The organism is Variovorax sp. Soil_C_19 (assembly GCF_057657255.1).
Map to the genome: position 1 here is coordinate 314,436 of NZ_JBDGIV010000002.1, position 17,854 is coordinate 332,289.

The window sequence follows — 17,854 nt, forward strand, 5'->3', positions numbered from 1 at the left end:
TCATGCGTCCTGCGCGTCGGTCAGGCGGGCATCGGCGCTGCGCGCGCCGTCGTCGAGCGCGGCGCGGTCGAACATCGCGCCCATCGCCACCACGATCATTCGCGGGCCCTCGAAGGGGTCGCGTGCATGGGCGGCGAGCATGTTGTCGAGCATCACGACGTCACCCTGGCGCCAGTCGAAGCGCACGGCGCAGGCCTCGTAGGCTTCGCCGACGATGGCCATGGTGTCGTCGGCGATGGGCGAACCGTCGCCGTAGGTCACGTGGCGCGGCAGGCGCTCGACGCCGCCCATGTCCAGCAGGTCTTCGCGCACCTGTGCCTCGAGGCAGGCGACGTGGTGCAGCTGCACCTGGTTGAAGAACACGCGCTCGCCGGTCAGCGGATGGCGAATCACGGCGGGGCAGCGGGTGCGCGTCTGCAACGTGTCGCCGTCGAACCAGCGCCATTCGATGCCGGTGGCGGCCAGGCGCGCCTCGACGTCTTCGCGGCGCTCGGTCTTGTAGAAGTCCTGCCAGCGCACGTCCAGGCCGGGCGTGAAGGTGCGCACGTACTGCAGGCCCTTGCGCTCGAATCCGGCCGCCACGTCCGCCGGCAGGCGGCGCAGCATCTCGCGGCAGTCGACGATGGGCGTGGCGCCGCCCACGGGCGACGGCAGCTCGCAGAAGAACCACTGCTTGCGCGGCCAGCGGTCCAGGTGCGCGCTCTCGTTGTGGAACAGGATCATCTGGCGCTCGGGGTACGGCGTGGAGCGGTAGGTCTTCTTGCCGCCCTCCTTCTTCGGCAGGTCGCCGTAGCTACCGTACAGCTCGGGCTCGATGGCCTCGGCAAAGGCCTCGAAGTCCTGCGGGGTCTTCAGGCCGAAGTCGCGGAACAGGATGCCGCCGTGCCTGGCGACCAGCATCTCGATGTAGTCGGCCTGGCCCTTGGCCCAGGCCACAGTGTCGAGCTCGGGGCTGGTGGCCTGCAGCACGATGGGAAACTCGGCGCCGGGTTTCAGGAACGAGGTCTGCACGGCGGGTCGCGCAGCGGCGCGCACGGGTGCGCGGCCGGCGCCCAGGGCATCGAGCTTTCCAAGTTTGCCGAGCTTGTCGAGCTTGTCGAGTTTCGAAGCCGGTCGGGCGTTGGGAGCGTGGGTCATCGCGATGGATTCCTGCAAGGGCATGGGGGCCAGCGCGTCGAGGGGCTGGCCGGGTGTGGCGACGATCCGCTCCAGCAGCGCGTGCCACGAAGCGGTGAAGGTTTCGACGGTCTCCCGGCGGTAGAGGTCGGTGGCGAACACCCACTCGGCGGTGAGCGCGCCGTCGTGTTCGCTGGCGAACACTGCCAGGTCGAACTTGGATTCGTTCATCTGCTGGGGCAGCACCTCGACCTCGGCGCCTTCGATGGCGAACCGGATCTCGGGTGTGTTCTGGAGCACGAAGAGCACCTGCACCAGCGGGTTGCGGTCGCGTGCGCGCGGCACGCCCGACAGCTCGACGATGCGGTCGAAGGGAACATCCTGGTGGTCCATCGCAGCCAGGGTGTCGGCCTTGGTGGCGGCCAGCCATTGCGAGAAATCGGTTGTTCCCTTCGCGCGACGCGAGCGCAGCGGTACCACGTTGACGAAGAAGCCCAGCAGCCCTTCGAGGTCCGGGTGGCCGCGGCCCGCGACGTCGGTGCCGATGACGATGTCGTCAGCGCCCGAAGCCTGGTGGAAGAACAGGAAGAACGACGACAGCAGCAGCGTGAACAGCGACGTGTCCGACGCCCGCGCGAGCGCGGAGAGCGATTGCGACAGCGCGGGCGACAGCGCGAGCCGCACCGAATCGCCGGCATGCGTGGGCACGGCCGGGCGCTGGTGGTCGGGCTTGATGCCCGAGGCCTGCGGTGCGCCTGCCAGCCGCTCACGCCAGAACGCGGCCTTCGGCGCAAAGCCGTCGGAGGCCAGCGCGCGCGCATACCAGGCGGCGTAGTCGGCGTACTGCACGGGCAGCGGTGCCAGTTGGAGGGGCTGGCCGCGCCGCGCACGCTCGTAGAACGCGGCCAGCTCGCGTGCGAACACGGCGATCGACCAGCCGTCGAACACGATGTGGTGCACCACGAGCACCAGCACATGCTCGCGCGCAGCCATACGCACGACGGTGGCCTTGATGAGCGGGCCCTGGGCCAGTGCGAGCGGTGCGCGCACCAGTTCGTCGAACAGCTGGCCGTAGCGCGCGCTATCGTCGAGCGCGATCACTGAAATGTCGAGCGGCGCACCGGGGCGCACGACGGCCATGGGTTCGCCCTCATCGTCTTCGGTGAACACGGTGCGCAGCACCTCGTGGCGCGCCACGATGGCGTCGATGGCGGCGCGCAGCGCATCGATATCGAGCTCGCCGTGCAACGCGAGGCCGGCCGACATGTTGTAGGCCGCACGCCCGCTGCGGTTGGCGGCGTCGGTGAGGCGGTCGACCAGCCAGAGGCGGCGCTGCATCGGCGACAGCGGCAGCGCACCGCCGCGCGCGACGGGCGTGATCTCCATCGCGCTGCGCTGCGGCGCGGTGGTGGTCGTGGCGACGCCGAGCCGCGCGGCCAGGCCGGCGATGGTCGGCGCCTTGAAGAACTCGCTGGGATGCAGCTCGGTCGCGTAGAGCTTGCGCACGCGCGACAGCAGCTGGATGGCGACGAGCGAATCGCCGCCGAGTTCGAACAGGTTGTCGTCCACGCCGATCGGTGCAATGCCCAGGCGCTCGGTCCAGAGCACGGCAAGCGCGGTCTCGACCTCGCCCTGCGGCGCGACGAACGGGGTCTGCAGCGCCGGCCGGGGATGCGCCGAGCCTGCGGCAGCTGCCGGGGCCTCGTCGCCGAGCAGATCGAGCATGCCGTTGTCGAGCGGGCCCAGGCGCGTGGCCAGGTCGGCGGTCGAGATGACGGTCTGTGCGCGCACCGGGCCGTTGACGATGCGCTCGAAGACGCGTGCGCCCTCGGGGCCTTCCATGCCGATGTCGCCGGGCACGTCCATGTGCGCGGCCATGCCCAGGCCGCGCCAGGCGTCCCAGTTGACCGAGAACACGGGGAACGCGCCGAGCCGCTCATGCGCGACGGCCACGGCGTCGAGATAGGCGTTGGCGGCGGCGTAGTCGCTCATGCCCAGGCCGCCGGCCACGCTGGAGATCGACGAGCACAGCAGCACGAAGTCCAGCGGCTGGCCGCCGAGCGCATCGAACAGCACGCGCGTGCCGCGCACCTTGGTCGCGAACACGGTGTCGACCTGCGCGCGCGTGCGCCCGGCCATCATGCCGCCGCCCGCGTCACCGGCCGCATGCACAACGCCGTGCAGCGGGCCGAAGCGATCGTTCGCTTGTGCGACGGCGGCGCGCATCGCGTCGGCGTCGGACACGTTGGCCGATACGGTGAGCACCTGCGCGCCGAGCGATTCGAGTTCGAGCAGTTGCTGCATCCGCAGCTTCAGCGCGGCGGGCGTGCTGTTGGCCGTCATCAGCGCGGGCCATTCGGCGCGCGCCGGCGGCGCGGTGCGACCAAGCAGCACCAGCCGCGCCTGCCACTGCACGGCCAGGTGCTTCGCCAGTGCCAGGCCGACGCCGCCGAGGCCGCCGGTGACGAGGTAGACGCCCTCGCGGCGCAGACGCGGCTGCGCGGCGGCGGCCAGCGTCGCGGGCGCGTAGGTCTTGGTCCAGCGGTGCGCGCCGCGGCAGGCCACGAGCGGCTCGCCGGGTTCGGCCTGCAGCGCTGCGGCCTCGGCCACGATCTGCGCGACCAGCCGGCCTTCGGCATCGCTTTCGGGCGCGGGCAGCACGACGTCGATCACGCGGCAATGCACGCGCGGACATTCCTGCCCGATCACCTTGCCGATGCCGCGCAGCGTCGCCTTCTCGGGGCACAGCGGCTCAGTGCCAGTGACGTCTTCGAGCTGATTGGCGACGACGGCCAACGGCAGGGTGCGGTCGCCAGCTTCGAGCGATTGCAGGAGCGCGAGCAGGCTGAAGAAGCTGCGCTCGAGCAGCTCGGCCTGCGGCTGCTGCGCTGGCAGCGCCTCGTCAAGGCTCCAGAGGTGGTAGATGCCGGCGATGGCGCCGAAGTCGGCCGCGATCTCGGTCTGCAGACGGGCGTGGTCGTCGCGTGCGCCGGGGCGCAGCGTCCAGTGGCCATGGCCGGTGCGTTCGAAGGCGCTGCCGCGCTCGGCGAGCACCACCGTGCGGCCCTGCGCGCGCAGCTGCCGCACGAGGTGGCCCGTGAGGCTGCGGCTGTCGCCGAGAACGAGCAGGCAACCACTGGCACCGGCCGACGACGCGAGCGCCAGCGGCTCCGTGCGCTGCCACGAGGGCACATAGAACGCGTCGGGGTTGGTGCGCTGCGGCGCCTTCGCACCATCGGGGGCTTCCACCCAGTAGCGGCGGCGCTGGAACGGATACGCCGGCAGCGGCACCCGCCGACGTGCAGCACCCGCGCGGCAGACGGCCCAGTCGATGTCCACGCCCGCTACCCACAGCTGGGCCATCGTCTGTGCGATCTGCTGCGCGTTGCGCGCCTGCTGCTGCGGGTGCGCCTGGCTGGCGAACACGCCGGCGGCGGTGTCGGCCAGCGGATGCTGGCGCGCGAGGCCCGCCAGTGTTTCGCCGGGACCGACTTCGAGCAGCACGCGGCCCGGCACCTGCAGCAAGGTGCGCACGCCGTCGACGAACTGCACCGTGCCGCGCAGGTGCCGCGCCCAGTAGTCGGGGCTCATGGCCTCCTCGGCGGTGATGAGCTGTCCCGTGACGTTGGAGACGAAGGGAATGGTCGGCGGCCGGCGCGGCACCGACGCGATGAGCGCCTCGAGCGGCGCGAGCAGCGGCTCGGTCATCGCCGAGTGCGAGGCGACCGACACATGCAGCCGACGCGGCAGGTGGCCCGCCGCGCGCAGCCGCGCTTCGACGGCCTCGACCGCTTCGCGCGGACCGGAGATCACGCACAGCTGCTCGGCGTTGGCGGCGGCGAGGTCGCAGCCCGGTGCCAGGAACGGCGCGAGCGCAGCCTGCGACAGCGGCACGGCGGTCATCGCCCCGGGCGGCATCGACCGCAGCAGGCGGCCGCGCAGGGCCGCGACCCGCAGCGCGTCTTCGAGGCGAAACACGCCGGCCACGCAGGCAGCGACGTACTCGCCAAGGCTGTGGCCCATCATTACCGCGGGCCGCACGCCGCGGCGCATCCACCACTGCGCCATCGCATATTCGACGACGAACAGCGCGGGTTGCGCGAGCGCGATGTCGAACAGCCGCGCATCGGCCTCGGCTTCGCCCCCGGGTGCGGGGAACAGTACGGTGCGCAGGTCGAAGCCCAGCTCAGGCTCCAGCAGCGCGCAGCAGCGGTCGATGTCGTCGCGGAAGGCGGCATCGTCCTCGTAGAGCGCGCGGCCCATCTGGGCGTGCTGCGTGCCGCCGCCGGGGAAGAGGAAGACCACCTCGGGCGCCTGCGCCGGCGCGGCGCGCACAGCCAGGCCTTCGCCTGCCGAGAGCATCTGCACGGCGCCTTCGACGTGGTCGGCCACGACCGCGCTGCGGTGATCGAAGGCGCGGCGGCCGGCCTGCAAGGTGTGGGCGATGTCGGTGAGCGGCAGTGCGGGGTGCACGCGCAGGTGCTCGGCGAGTTGCTGCGCGGCCTGGCGCGTGGCGGACGCGCTGCGTGTCGACAGTGGCAGCACCTGCCAGCCAGCCGCAGGGGTTGTCGCGACCACAGGCGGCGCCTCTTCGAGCACGACGTGCACGTTGGTGCCGCCGATGCCGAACGAGCTGACGCCCGCACGGCGCGGCGTGTCGCCCTCGGGCCACGGCCGCGCTTCGGTGCTCACACGAAACGGGCTGTTCGCGAAGTCGATCTGCGGATTCGGCTGCTCGAAATGCAGGCTCGGCGGCAGCGTGCGATGGCGCAGCGCCAGCGTCGCCTTGATGAGCCCGGCCACGCCGGCCGCCGCATCGAGGTGGCCGATGTTGGTCTTGACCGAGCCGATGGCGCAGTAGCCGCAGCGCCCGCCGTCGCCGCCGTCCGCACGGAAGGCCTGCGTGAGCGCGGCCAGCTCGATCGGGTCGCCCAGCGTGGTGCCGGTGCCGTGCGCCTCGACGTAGCCGACCGTGTGCGCGGGCACATCGGCCATCAGCTGCGCCGCGCGGATCGCGCCGGCCTGGCCCTGCACGCTCGGTGCGGTGAAGCCGATCTTGTCGGCGCCGTCGTTGTTGGCGGCCGTGCCCTTGATGACGGCGTGGATGGCGTCGCCGTCACGCAGTGCGTCGGCCAACCGGCGCAGCACGACGATGCCCGCGCCGCTGCCGATCACCGTGCCCGCGGCCTGGGCGTCGAAGGCGCGGCAGTGGCCGTCGGGCGAGAGGATGGCGCCGTTCTGGTAGCGGTAGCCGCCCTCTTGCAGCAGGTTGAGCCACACGCCGCCGGCCAGCGCCATGTCGCAGTCGTGGCTCAGCAGGCCCTGGCAGGCCATGTGCACGGCCACGAGCGAGGTCGAGCATTCGGTCTGCACGCTGACGGCCGGGCCGCGCAGGTCGAGCTTGTAGGCCACGCGCGTGCACAGCGAGCCAGCGGAGTTGCCGCTCATGAGGCCCAGCATGTCGGCGATGCCCGTGCTTGCGTCCACACCGAAGGCGGGCAGCAGGTGTTTCATGAGGTAGAGGTTGGGGCCATCGCCCGCGTAGACGCCGACCGGCGCCCCGCCCTTCGGGCCAGTCGGCCAGCCCGCGTGGTCCATCGCCTCCCAGGCGCATTCGAGAAAGATGCGCTGCTGCGGATCGAGGTGCTCGGCCTCGCGCGGCGAGTAGCCGAAGAAGCCGGCGTCGAAGCGGTCGAAGCCGTCGAGCAGCACACCGGCCTTCACGTAGTCGGGGTCGGCCAGTGCGCGCTCGGGCACGCCGCGCGCGCGCAGTTCGTCGTCGCTGAAGGCCGTGACCGACTCGACGCCGTCGCGGATATTTCGCCAGAAGGCGTCCACGTCGGGCGCGCCGGGAAAGCGACCGGCCATGCCGACGATGGCGATCTCGAGGCCCGTGGTTTCGGGGGAAAGCGGGGTGTCGTCTTGCGCGTGCATCAGAGGGTTCTTTCCGTGGGTCGGCGGCGCTGCAGCAGGGCCGCGCGCTGTTGCTGCGCGCGCTGCTTCGCCAGTGCGGCGGCGTCGTCGTTGGCAGCGGCGGGGCCGCGCGCGAGCTGTTCGATGTGCCGGGCCAGCGCGCCGACGGTCGGGTACTTGAAGAGATCGACCACCGCGAGGCCCGGCTGCAGGCGGTCTTCCACCAGCCGGTGCATGCGGATCACGAGCAGCGAGTTGCCGCCGAGGTCGAAGAAGTTGTCGTGCAGGCCGACCTTTTCGACCTTGAGCAGCTCGGCCCAGATCGTGGCCACTGTCTGGGCGACGTCGCCCCGGGGCGCTTCGTAGCCTTGCGTGCCAGCGGCGGCCGGCGCTGGCAACGCGCGGCGATCGACCTTGCCGTTGGCGGCGAGCGGGAAGCTGTCGAGCACCATCAGCGCCGAAGGCACCATGTAGTCGGGCAGCGCCTGCGCCAGTCGCGTCTTGAGCGTGGTTGCGTCCAGCGATGCGCCCGCGGCCGCCGCGACGTAGGCAACGAGCGACGGGCCGGCCACGCTCTCGTGCAGGCATACCAGCGCCTCGCGCACGTCGGGCTGCTCGCGCAAGCACGCCTCGACCTCGCCAAGCTCGATGCGGAAGCCCCGCACCTTCACCTGGTGGTCGAGCCGTTCGAGGTAGTCGAGCTGGCCATCGGCGCGCCATCGCACGAGGTCGCCGGTGCGGTACAGCCGCCCGCCTGCGGCATCGAACGGGTCGGCCACGAAGCGCTCGGCCGTGAGTGCCGCGCGCCCGAGGTAGCCACGCGCCAGGCCTTCGCCGCCGAGGTACAGCTCGCCGGGAACACCGTGCGGCACCGGCTGCAGGTCGGCATCGAGCACATGGGCGGTGCGGCGGCCGACCGGGCGGCCGATGGGGGCGTAGCCCTGCACGATGGCCTCGGCCCGCGCAGACCACAGCATCGGCGTGATCACGGCCTCGGTTGGGCCATAGGCATTCACGACCCTTGCGGGGCGCAGCACGCGTCGGATCAGCGCGAGGTCTTCGCCGGTCCAGGCTTCCCCGCCAAAGAGCGCGAGACGCACGGCGTGCTGGAACGGCGGCCGGTCTTGCAGCAGCTGGCGCGCGTAGGCCGGCGGCAGGTCGACCACACTGACGCGGTGGCGTTGCAGCAAGGCGTCGAGTTCGCTGGCGAGCGAGCACCACTGCGGCTGAAGCACCAGCGCGGCGCCGGTGGCCAGCGGCAGCAGGCACTGTTCAATGGCCGCATCGACGTGAGGCAGCGCGAACTGCAGCGATCGATCGTCCGCCGTGAAGCCGCAGGTGTCGGCCATGGCCTGGAGGTGCATCGACAGCGCGCCGTGTGCGACCGCCACGCCCTTGGGACGGCCGGTGGTGCCCGAGGTATGGATCACGTAGGCCAGGTGACCGTCTTGCAGCGCGACCTTCGGAGCCTCGTTCGGCTCGTCGCCGAGCGATGCGTCATCGATTGCGAGGCGCGCGATGGCATCGCCCTCACCCACCGAACTTTGGCTGCCCGTCAGCAGCAGCGCTGCGCTGCTGTCGGTCAGCAGTTGCGACAGCCGCTGCGGCGGGTGCGACGGGTCCATCGGCAGGTAGGTGCCGCCGGCCTTCAGTACGGCAAGCAGGCTGGCGACACGATCGACCGGGGCATCAACGGCCACGGCGACCAGCGTGTCGGGGCGCACGCCGTGGCGCAGCAGGCGGTGCGCGAGGCGGTTGGAGCGACGGTCCAGTTCGGCGTAGGAGATTTCGGTGTCGCCGGCAATCAGCGCGACGGCATCTGGCGCGCGGCGGACGTGCGCTTCGAAGAGTCGGTGGGCGGGCGTCGCTGCGGGTGCGAGCGACGTTCCCGTGCCCCAGGTGTGCAGTTGCGCTTGTTCTTCGGCGGCAAGCCACGGCGCATCGCCGACAGCACCGGCCGGGTCTGTTGTCAACGCCTCGAGCAGCGCGTGGTAGTGCGCAGCCATGCGCGCAACCGTCGCGGCATCGAACAGCTCGGCTGCGGTGGTGAGCACCGCGCGCACCTCGCCGTCGGCGCGCTCGCGGATGTCGAGCGCGAGCTCGCACTGCGCGGCGCTGTCCTCCATGCGGTACTCCTCCACCGCCAGGCCCGGCAGGCCGCGCAGCACGGCCGCGTCTTCGCGCAGCAGGTTGAACATGACCTGGAACAGCGGGTTGTGGCTCAGGCTGCGCTGCGGTTGCAGGGCGTCCACGAGTTGTTCGAACGGCAGGTCCTGGTGGGCCTGCGCGCCGAGCGCGGCCTCGCGCGTCTGCGCGAGCAGTTGCGCGAACGGGGTGCGGCCGCTCAGCGTGGCGCGCAGCACCTGCGTGTTGACGAAGAAGCCGATGAGGCCCGTGGTCTCGGGGCGGTGGCGATTGGCGACGGGCACGCCAACGCGCACATCGGGCTGGCCCGTGTAGCGGTGCAGCAGCGCCTGGAAGCCCGCGAGCAGCACCATGAACAGCGTGGCGCCATGCGCCTGCGCGGTGGCGTGCAGGCGCGCGACGAGGGCCGCGTCGAGCTCGAAGGCATGCGAAGCCGCGCGGTAGTTCGCGACCGCGTGGCGGGGGCGGTCCGTGGGCAGGGCCAGCACGGGGTGCGTGTCGCCGAGTTGGGTGCGCCAGTAGGTCAGTTGGCGTTCGGCTTCGCCCGCGGCGAGCCAGTCGCGTTGCCAGGCGGCGTAGTCGGCGTACTGGATCCGCGGGGCTGCGAACGACGGCGTTTCGCCTTTCGCGCGTGCGGCATAGGCCGCACCGAACTCGTCGAGCAGCAGCTGCAGCGAGGCACCGTCGGACACGATGTGGTGCGTGACGATCGCGAGGATGTGGCGCTCGTCGCCGAGCTGGAGCCACGCGGCCCGCAGCACGGGGCCGGCCGCGAGGTCGAAAGGTTCGGCCTGCAGCCTGCGCGTTTGCGCAGCGGCCACGCTTTCGCGGTCGTCGGCCGGTAACGCGCGCAGATCGATGCGGGTGAGCGCCAGCGGTGCGGTCGGCAGCACCTGTTGGCCGACCGTGCCGTCGGCCGCCGTGCGGAACACGGTGCGCAGGCTCTCGTGACGTGCGAGCAGGCCTTCGAGGGCCGCCTTCAGTGCATCGGCATGCAACGCGCCCGACAGGCGCAGCGCCACGCCCACGTGGTACGCGCTGTTCTTCGGATCGAGCTGCCACAGGAACCACTGGCGCGCCTGTGCATGCGACAGCGCGAGCAACCCCGCGCGGCGCTTGGCCGGTAGGGCTGGAATCGGCTGGTGCACGCGGCGCTGGCCGAGCGCCAGCACGCGCCGCACTTCGCGCGCGAAGTCGCCCAGACGCGGTTGCTCGAACAGCGCGCGCAGCGGAAAGTCGATGTCCCAGCGCTCGCCGATGCGCGCGGCCGCCTGCGTGGCGGCGAGCGAGTTGCCGCCGTGGGTGAAGAAGTGCGCGTCGCGCGCCAGCGGTCGTTCGGCGGGGCGGCGCAGCACCTCGTGCCAGATCGTGGACAGGGCCCGCTCGACATCGTCGAGCAAGGTTTCGGAAGGGTCGACTGCAGGCGCGCCGCCGCCCAGCACGAACGCCCCGTGGGCGTAGATCGCATAGGCGTCGGCCGTGCGATCGATCCAGCCCTGGCGGCAGGCGCTGCGCTGCAGCTTGCCGCTCGTGGTTTTCGGCAAGCCGCCCGGATTGAGCAGCATCACGACCGACAGCGGCTCGCCGCACTGTTCGCTCACGGCGGCGCTCAGCGCCTCGACCAGCACCTCGGGGCGCACCAGCTTCTGGATTCTGCGCGACACCTCGGCCGCCAGGCCGATGCCCTCGCCTTCCGGCCCGTCGACCGCGAAGGCCGCGACGCGGCCCTTGCGCACGGCTTCGACCTCGCGCTCCACTTCGCGCTCGATGTCCTGCGGGTACAGGTTGTGGCCGCGCACGATGACCATGTCCTTGATGCGTCCGGCCACATACAACTGGCCCTCGTGCACGAAGCCCAGGTCGCCGGTGCGCAGCCAGCGCGCGCCCTCGTGCTCGACGAAGGTCTTCTGCGACACCTCGGGCTTGTTCCAGTAACCGCTGCCCAGGCTCGGACCCGAGGCCCATATTTCACCGACGCCCCCCTCCGCGCGGACTGCCAGCGTGGCCGGATCGACGATGCGCACCGCGTGGTGCGCCACCGATCGACCGCAGCCGACGAGCACGGCGCCCTCGTCGTCGCGCACCACGGCTCCCTGTGCCAGGCGGGCCTTGTCGAAGCTGTGCGCGACCATGCCGGTGCCGCGGTGTCCGCCCGTGACGAACAGCGTCGACTCGGCGAGGCCGTAGCACGGGTAGGCCGCCTCGGCCGGAAAGCCCGCGGGCGCGAAGCGTTGCTGGAACGCGCGCAGCGTGTCGGCGCGCACCGGCTCGGCGCCCGAGAACGCGAGGCGCCAGCACGAAAGGTCGAGCGTGGCCAGTTGCGCATCGGACACGCGGTCGAGGCACAGGCGGTAGGCGAAGTCGGGCCCGCCGCTGACGGTCGCGCGCAGCCGCGACACGGCCTCGAGCCAGCGCACGGGCCGCTCGAGGAAGTAGCGCGGCGACATCAGCGCCACGACCGCGCCGCGATGCATCGCCTGCAGCAGGCCGCCGATGAGGCCCATGTCGTGGTTCAGCGGCAGCCAGGTGACGAAGGTGTCGCTGGGGCTGACCGAAAGGCCTTCCTCGATCGCGCGCATATTGGCCATCAGGTTCGCATGCGTGACCATGACGCCCTTGGGCGCCGAGGTGGAACCGGAGGTGTATTGCAGGAACGCGATGTCGGTGGCGGCCGGCGTGTGCGGGCGCCATGCGTCGGCACCTGTGGCGTCGATTGCGTCGACGGCGATGAACACGGCCTGCGCGAAGGCAGCGTCTGCGCCGGCCACCGCGTCGCGGATGGTGGCGTGGGTCAGCACGCAGCAGGCGCCCGCGTCGGCGGCGATGCCTTCGAGCTTGCCCAGGTGGCGCTTGCGCGTGGACTCGGGCGGGAACACCGGCACGGCGACGAGGCCTGCGTAGAGGCAGGCGAAGAAGCTGACAACGTAGTCGTCGCTGTTGTCCAACATGATGAGCGCGCGGCCACCGGATGCGAAAGTCTGCTGCAGGTGCGCCGCCAAGCCGCGCACGCGTGTATCGAGCGTGCGGTAGCTGATGGGCGTGTCGAGCGCGCTGCCAGCGCGATCGGTGATGGCGATCAATGCGACGTCGTCGGGTCGCTGCGTGGCGAGGCTGCGCAGATGGGTCACGAAGTCCACGGGATGCATCGGGTTCACAGGGGTTGTTCCTTGTTGCGCCAGGCCAGCGCGGCGGCGTAGCCCGGCGGCGCGGCCAGCGCCATCGCTTCGATGCCGGCCCACGCGGGGACGGCGCAGTCGACGGTGAGCGCGCCGTTGGCCTCGGGGTGGATGCCGATGCTTTGCAGGTGCTCGGCCATGCCGACGCCTGCCGCCTTGAGCACGGCCTCCTTGCCGACCCAGCGTCGGTAAAAGGCGCGCGGCAGGTCGGTGTCGCTGCGGATTTCGCGTTGCTCGCGTGCGGTGAAGGCCATGGCGAGCAACGCATCGGCGTCGGCCATGAGATCGCGCGCACAGGCTTCGATGTCGACGCCGACGCAACGCACGTGTGCCGGATCGGCCAGTGCGATGAGCGCGTGATCGCCAGCGTGGGAGATATTGAAGAGCGGTGCGGCGTTGTCCCCAGCGGCTTCGACGAAGGGCCTGCCGTGCGCGTCGGCGCGCAGCGGCACGTCCGCCGGACGGCAGGCGAGGTGCTGCGCGATCAGGCGGCGCACGGCGGCGCGGGTGTGGGCGAAGCGCACGCGGTCGGCGCGGCGGGCGAAGCGATGGGCGCGTGCGCGCTCGTCGGGCGTGAGGTCGGCCCAGGCATCGCCGTCCTCCGCCGCAAGGTCCAGGTCCATGCGGTGCAACGCGATGCCCTGCGGCAAGGGGTCATGCCAGGGCACGAGCCGCATCGACGCCTCCCGCCATCACCGCCGGCGCGAGGTGCCGCGCCAGCGCGGCCAGCACGGAGGTCTCGTGCTGGCGGATGAAGAAATGGCCGCCCTCGAACCAGTCGAGCGTGAAGCGCGCGTGCGCGCTCTCGGTGGCCCAGGCCTGCATGCGCCACGGGGCGATGTCGTCCTGGCGGCCAGCCAGCACATGCAGCGGCACGGACAGCGGCGTGGGATCGGTGTGCACGAAGCTGCGGCACAGGCGGTAGTCGGCGCCGAGGGTGTCGAGCGTCATGCGCAGCAGCTCGGGGCTGTTGAACAGCTCCTGGGGCGTGCCGCCCTGCTTGCGCAGGTCGGCGACGAGGGCCGCGTCGTCGGTGATGTCGAGGAAGCGGTCGGGGTCGCGCTGCGAGGGTGCCGCACTGCCGGAGACGATCAGCGCGCACGGCAATGGCCGGTGCTGCTGCCGCTGGTGCTGCGCCATGCCCCAGGCGAGCAACGCGCCCATGCTGTGGCCGAAGAGCGCGTAGTGGCCGCGCAGCACGCCTTCATGTTCGGCGCACAGCAGCGCGACCGTGCGGTCGAAGTCGTCGACGAAGTTTTCACCCAGGCGCCCGCCGCGGCCCGGCAGCTCGACCGGCACGACCTCGATCCAGCGCGGCAGCGCCCGCCGCCAGCGCAGGTACATGGTGGCGCTGGCGCCCGCGCAAGGCAGGCACAGCAGGGGCAGCGATGCCTGCATGCGCGTCAGGCGGAGGCGTTGTCGGGTTGCTGCTGCGACTGTTGCGCGGCCATCCAGTCGCGCAACGACTTGGGGCGCATGTCGGTCCACTGGGCTTCGACGTAGTCGAGCACGGTCTTCTTGTCGCCCTTGACGCCGTCGACAGCGCTCCAGCCGCCGGGCACGGCCTTCCAGTGCGGCCAGATGGAATACTGCGCTTCGTGGTTGACGAGCACGATGAAGGTCTCGTCCTCGCGGTCGAAACAGTTGGTAGACATGGGCGGTCCTCTTGATAAGTGCAATGACGGGCAGGGTTTGCCCTTGCGATACAAGACGCGCCGCGAGGCCGGGTGTTTAGTCCCCCATGCATGAAAACTGCGCACGGCAGCGCCGCGGCGGGCCCGCTGGGGAGCTGCGAAAAAAAGAGGGAGCGGGCTAGCGGGCCGCGTCTTCGGCGTCGGGCGTATGGACGTCGTGCGCGGGCGGCACCAGGCCGACGAACAGCCAGAGACGGGCCGCCTCGGCGTAGGTCTGACGATGGGCGGAATCGGCAGCGAGCCATTGCGCAAGCTCGGCGCTCGCGGCGGCATCCAGCGCGCCCTCACCGGCGTGCTGGCGGCGGACCCACGCCCAGGCGGTCTGCCAAGTGGGGTCGCTTTGCGTGTCGTTGCTGCTGCTCATCGGCCGCCATCGTAGCGCCGATGAGGGGCATCGGAAAACTCAGCCGGCCTGCACGAGGTAGCGGCAGCTTTCGAGTGCGGCGTCGGCGTCCTTGATCATGAAATTCACGAGGGTGGCGGAGCAGCCCAGGCGCGTGGCGATCTCGCGCTGGGTCAGGCCGCCGAGGCGGTTGAGTTCGAACGCGAGGCGCGTGCGCGGCGCCAGCGCTTCGAGCACGCGGTCGATGGCCACCAAGGCCTGCCGGCCGCCGAGCACGCGGTCGGGCGCGTCGTTGCTGCTGGGCAGGCTCACGAGTTCCACGTCGTCGCAGTAGGTGCGGTAGCTGGCCTCGATGGAATGGTGACGGTGGTAGTCGACCGCCACGTTGCGCACCACCTGGCAGCAATAGCCGAGCGGCTTGCGGACATCGCGCACCGAAGCGCCGTCGGCGAGCTTCAGGTAGGCGTCCTGCAGGACTTCATCGGCCAGGTCGGCGGTCCGGACGATCTTTTGCGCGACGCGCTGGAGCTGGGCGCGGTTCGCGATGAAGACTTCCCCCAGCGTGGGCGCGGACGGGGAAAGCGACAGATCCATGGGTACTCCTGACGTATTCAAGGGCAAAGATGTAAATAAGACTTATTACCATTTGAGAACGGAAGAGGGCCCTGTTTTTTCCAGTGGCACCTTTCTGTCTCTCTCCCTGCCTAGACGTTCGAGCGGCCGAAAACGAGACACCTGTAAATTTCGCCCCGGAGTGCATCTGGGAGGCCATGCAATACATGGCACAAAGTGCCCCATACTTGCACCACGGCAGAATCTATAAGTTGTTGATTTAAATGGATAAAATAGAACTTGCTGCGCACACCCCCATGATGGCGCAGTACCTGCGCCTGAAAGCCGACCATCCGGACACCCTTCTGTTCTACCGGATGGGCGATTTCTACGAGCTGTTCTGGGCCGACGCCGAAAAAGCCGCGCGCCTGCTCGACATCACGCTGACCCAGCGCGGGCAGTCCGCGGGGCAGCCGGTGGTGATGTGCGGCGTGCCTTTCCATGCGGTCGACACCTACCTCGCACGGCTCATCAAGCTCGGCGAGTCGGTGGCCATCTGCGAGCAGGTGGGTGAGGTCGGTGCCAGCAAGGGGCCGGTCGAACGCAAGGTGGTGCGGGTGGTCACGCCCGGCACGCTCACCGACGCCGAACTGCTCAACGACAAGAGCGAATCGCTGCTGCTGGCGGTGCATGCGGGCACGCGCAACTTCTGCGGGCTGGCCTGGCTCAGCGTCACCGGGGCCGAACTGCGGCTGGCCGAATGCCCGGCCGATGCGCTGGAGACCTGGATCGCACGCATTGCGCCCAGCGAGCTGCTCTACAGCGCCGAGGTCACGCCCGCTTTCGAGCAACGCCTGAAGGCCGCGCGCGCGGCCACGCCGTTCACGCTGTCGATCCGCCCGGCCTGGCAGTTCGATGGCGGCCTGGGCGAGCGCAAGCTCAGCGAGCAGATGGGCAGCCAGGGCCTTGCGGCCTGGAACGCCGAAGCGCTCGTCAATGCGCATGCCGCGGCGGCAGCACTGCTCGGCTATGCCGAACACACGCAGGGGCGCGCGCTGTCGCACGTGCAGCGCCTGTCGGTGGAGCGCGACGGCGAGCTGATCGAACTGCCGCCGACCACGCGGCGCAACCTCGAACTGGTGCAGACGCTGCGCGGCGAAGACGCGCCCACGCTGTTCTCGCTGCTCGACACCTGCATGACCGGCATGGGCAGCCGCCTGCTGAAGCGCTGGCTGCTGTCGCCGCGGCGCGACCGCCACGATGCCGAGGCGCGGCTCGAGGCCATCGGCGCGCTGCAGTCCACGGTGCTGGGCGGCACGGCCGCGCCCTGGCGCATGCTGCGCGAGCAGCTCAAGAATACGAGCGACGTGGAACGCATCGCGGCGCGCATCGCGCTGCGCCAGGTGCGCCCACGCGAGCTGGTGGCACTGCAACTCGCGCTTTCCAAGGCCGGGCAGCTCGCGCCGCTGCTGCCGCCGGCGGCCGCGCTGCTCGAGCGCATCGCCGAGCGGCTGGCACCACCGCCGGGCTGCGCGGAGCTGCTCGCGAGTGCGGTCAAGCCCGATCCGTCGGCGCTGGTGCGCGACGGCGGCGTGATCGCCACCGGCCACGATGCCGAGCTCGACGAGCTGCGCGCCATCAGCGAGAACTGCGACGACTTCCTGCTCCAGTTGGAGATTACCGAGCGCGAGCGCACCGGCATTTCGAACCTGCGCGTGCAGTTCAACCGCGTGCACGGCTTCTACATCGAGGTGACGCAGAGCGCGCTCTCGAAGGTGCCCGACAACTACCGCCGCCGCCAGACGCTGAAGAACGCCGAGCGCTTCATCACGCCCGAGCTGAAGGCTTTCGAGGACAAGGCGCTGAGCGCGCAGGACCGCGCGCTGGCGCGCGAGAAGTGGCTCTACGAACAGCTGCTCGACGCGCTGCAGCCCTCGGTGCCGGCGCTCACGCAGCTGGCGGGCGCGCTCGCCGCGCTCGATGCGCTCTGCGCGCTGGCCGAGCGGTCGCACACGCTGCACTGGCGGGCGCCGAGCTTCGTCTCGCACCCGTGCATCGAGATCCAGCAAGGGCGCCATCCAGTGGTGGAGGCGCGGCTCGCCGAAAAATCCTCGGGCGGCTTCATCGCCAACGACACGCAGCTCGGGCCGCAGCAGCGAATGCAGGTGATCACCGGGCCCAACATGGGCGGCAAGTCGACCTACATGCGGCAGGTGGCGATCGTCGTACTGCTGGCATCCATCGGCTCGCATGTGCCGGCGGCGGGCTGCCGGCTCGGGCCGATCGACGCGATCCACACGCGCATCGGCGCGGCCGACGACCTCGCCAACGCGCAGTCGACCTTCATGCTCGAAATGACCGAGGCCGCGCAGATCCTGCACAGTGCCACCGCGCAGTCGCTGGTGCTGATGGACGAGATCGGCCGCGGCACCAGCACCTTCGACGGCCTCGCGCTGGCCGCCGGCATCGCGGCGCAGCTGCACGACCGCAGCAAGGCCTTCACGCTGTTCGCGACCCACTACTTCGAGCTGACGGAGTTTCCCGCCACCCACCACTGCGCCGTCAACATGCATGTGAGCGCGACCGAGGCGGGCCGCGACATCGTGTTCCTGCACGAGATGCAGCCCGGCCCCGCCAGCAAGAGCTACGGCATCCAGGTGGCGCGGCTCGCGGGCATGCCGGCCGCGGTAGTCAACCATGCGCGGCAGGCGCTCGAGGCGCTGGAGTCGCAGCATGCGCAGACCCGCGCTCAGGTCGACCTGTTCGCGCCGCCGCCGGCCGCCGAAACGCCGATGGCCAGCGCCGTAGAATCCGCGCTGGCCGCGCTCGACCCCGACGCCATGACGCCGCGGGAGGCGCTCGACGCGCTCTATGCACTGCAAAAACTGAACGCGCGCGAACGCAGCGCCGCGTGA

The 17,854-nt window shown here is 70.7% G+C and carries 8 protein-coding genes; 1 reads left to right on the forward strand and 7 read right to left on the reverse strand.

Going from position 1 to position 17,854, the window contains the following annotated elements:
• The 7 genes from AC3A6R_RS05920 to AC3A6R_RS05950 form a co-directional block, all read right to left on the reverse strand.
• Window positions 1–7,050 (reverse strand): SDR family NAD(P)-dependent oxidoreductase, encoded by a 7,050-nt coding sequence (locus AC3A6R_RS05920; RefSeq protein WP_487863981.1) that lies wholly within the window; start codon window positions 7,048–7,050, stop codon window positions 1–3.
• On the reverse strand, window positions 7,050–12,320 hold the full coding sequence (locus AC3A6R_RS05925; RefSeq protein ID WP_487864139.1) for an amino acid adenylation domain-containing protein: 5,271 nt from the start codon (window positions 12,318–12,320) through the stop codon (window positions 7,050–7,052). The genes AC3A6R_RS05920 and AC3A6R_RS05925 overlap by 1 nt, the downstream gene beginning before the upstream one ends.
• 5 nt (window positions 12,321–12,325) lie before the next feature.
• Window positions 12,326–13,027: a 4'-phosphopantetheinyl transferase family protein gene (locus AC3A6R_RS05930; protein ID WP_487863982.1), complete on the reverse strand. Its 702-nt coding sequence runs from the start codon at window positions 13,025–13,027 to the stop codon at window positions 12,326–12,328.
• Window positions 13,005–13,748, reverse strand: a complete 744-nt coding sequence (locus AC3A6R_RS05935; protein ID WP_487863983.1) for a thioesterase II family protein — start codon at window positions 13,746–13,748, stop codon at window positions 13,005–13,007. The genes AC3A6R_RS05930 and AC3A6R_RS05935 overlap by 23 nt, the downstream gene beginning before the upstream one ends.
• A gap of 5 nt (window positions 13,749–13,753) precedes the next feature.
• Window positions 13,754–14,005: an MbtH family protein gene (locus AC3A6R_RS05940; RefSeq protein ID WP_487858121.1), complete on the reverse strand. Its 252-nt coding sequence runs from the start codon at window positions 14,003–14,005 to the stop codon at window positions 13,754–13,756.
• Window positions 14,006–14,162: 157 nt separating this feature from the next.
• Entirely contained in the window at window positions 14,163–14,408 is a 246-nt protein-coding gene (locus tag AC3A6R_RS05945; protein ID WP_487858122.1) for a DUF4880 domain-containing protein, read from the reverse strand.
• Window positions 14,409–14,447: 39 nt separating this feature from the next.
• Window positions 14,448–14,981 (reverse strand): sigma-70 family RNA polymerase sigma factor, encoded by a 534-nt coding sequence (locus tag AC3A6R_RS05950; RefSeq protein WP_487863984.1) that lies wholly within the window; start codon window positions 14,979–14,981, stop codon window positions 14,448–14,450.
• A 275-nt stretch (window positions 14,982–15,256) separates the two neighbouring features.
• On the opposite strand from AC3A6R_RS05950, the gene mutS reads away from it, so the two are divergent.
• Window positions 15,257–17,854: a DNA mismatch repair protein MutS gene (mutS, locus tag AC3A6R_RS05955; protein WP_487863985.1), complete on the forward strand. Its 2,598-nt coding sequence runs from the start codon at window positions 15,257–15,259 to the stop codon at window positions 17,852–17,854.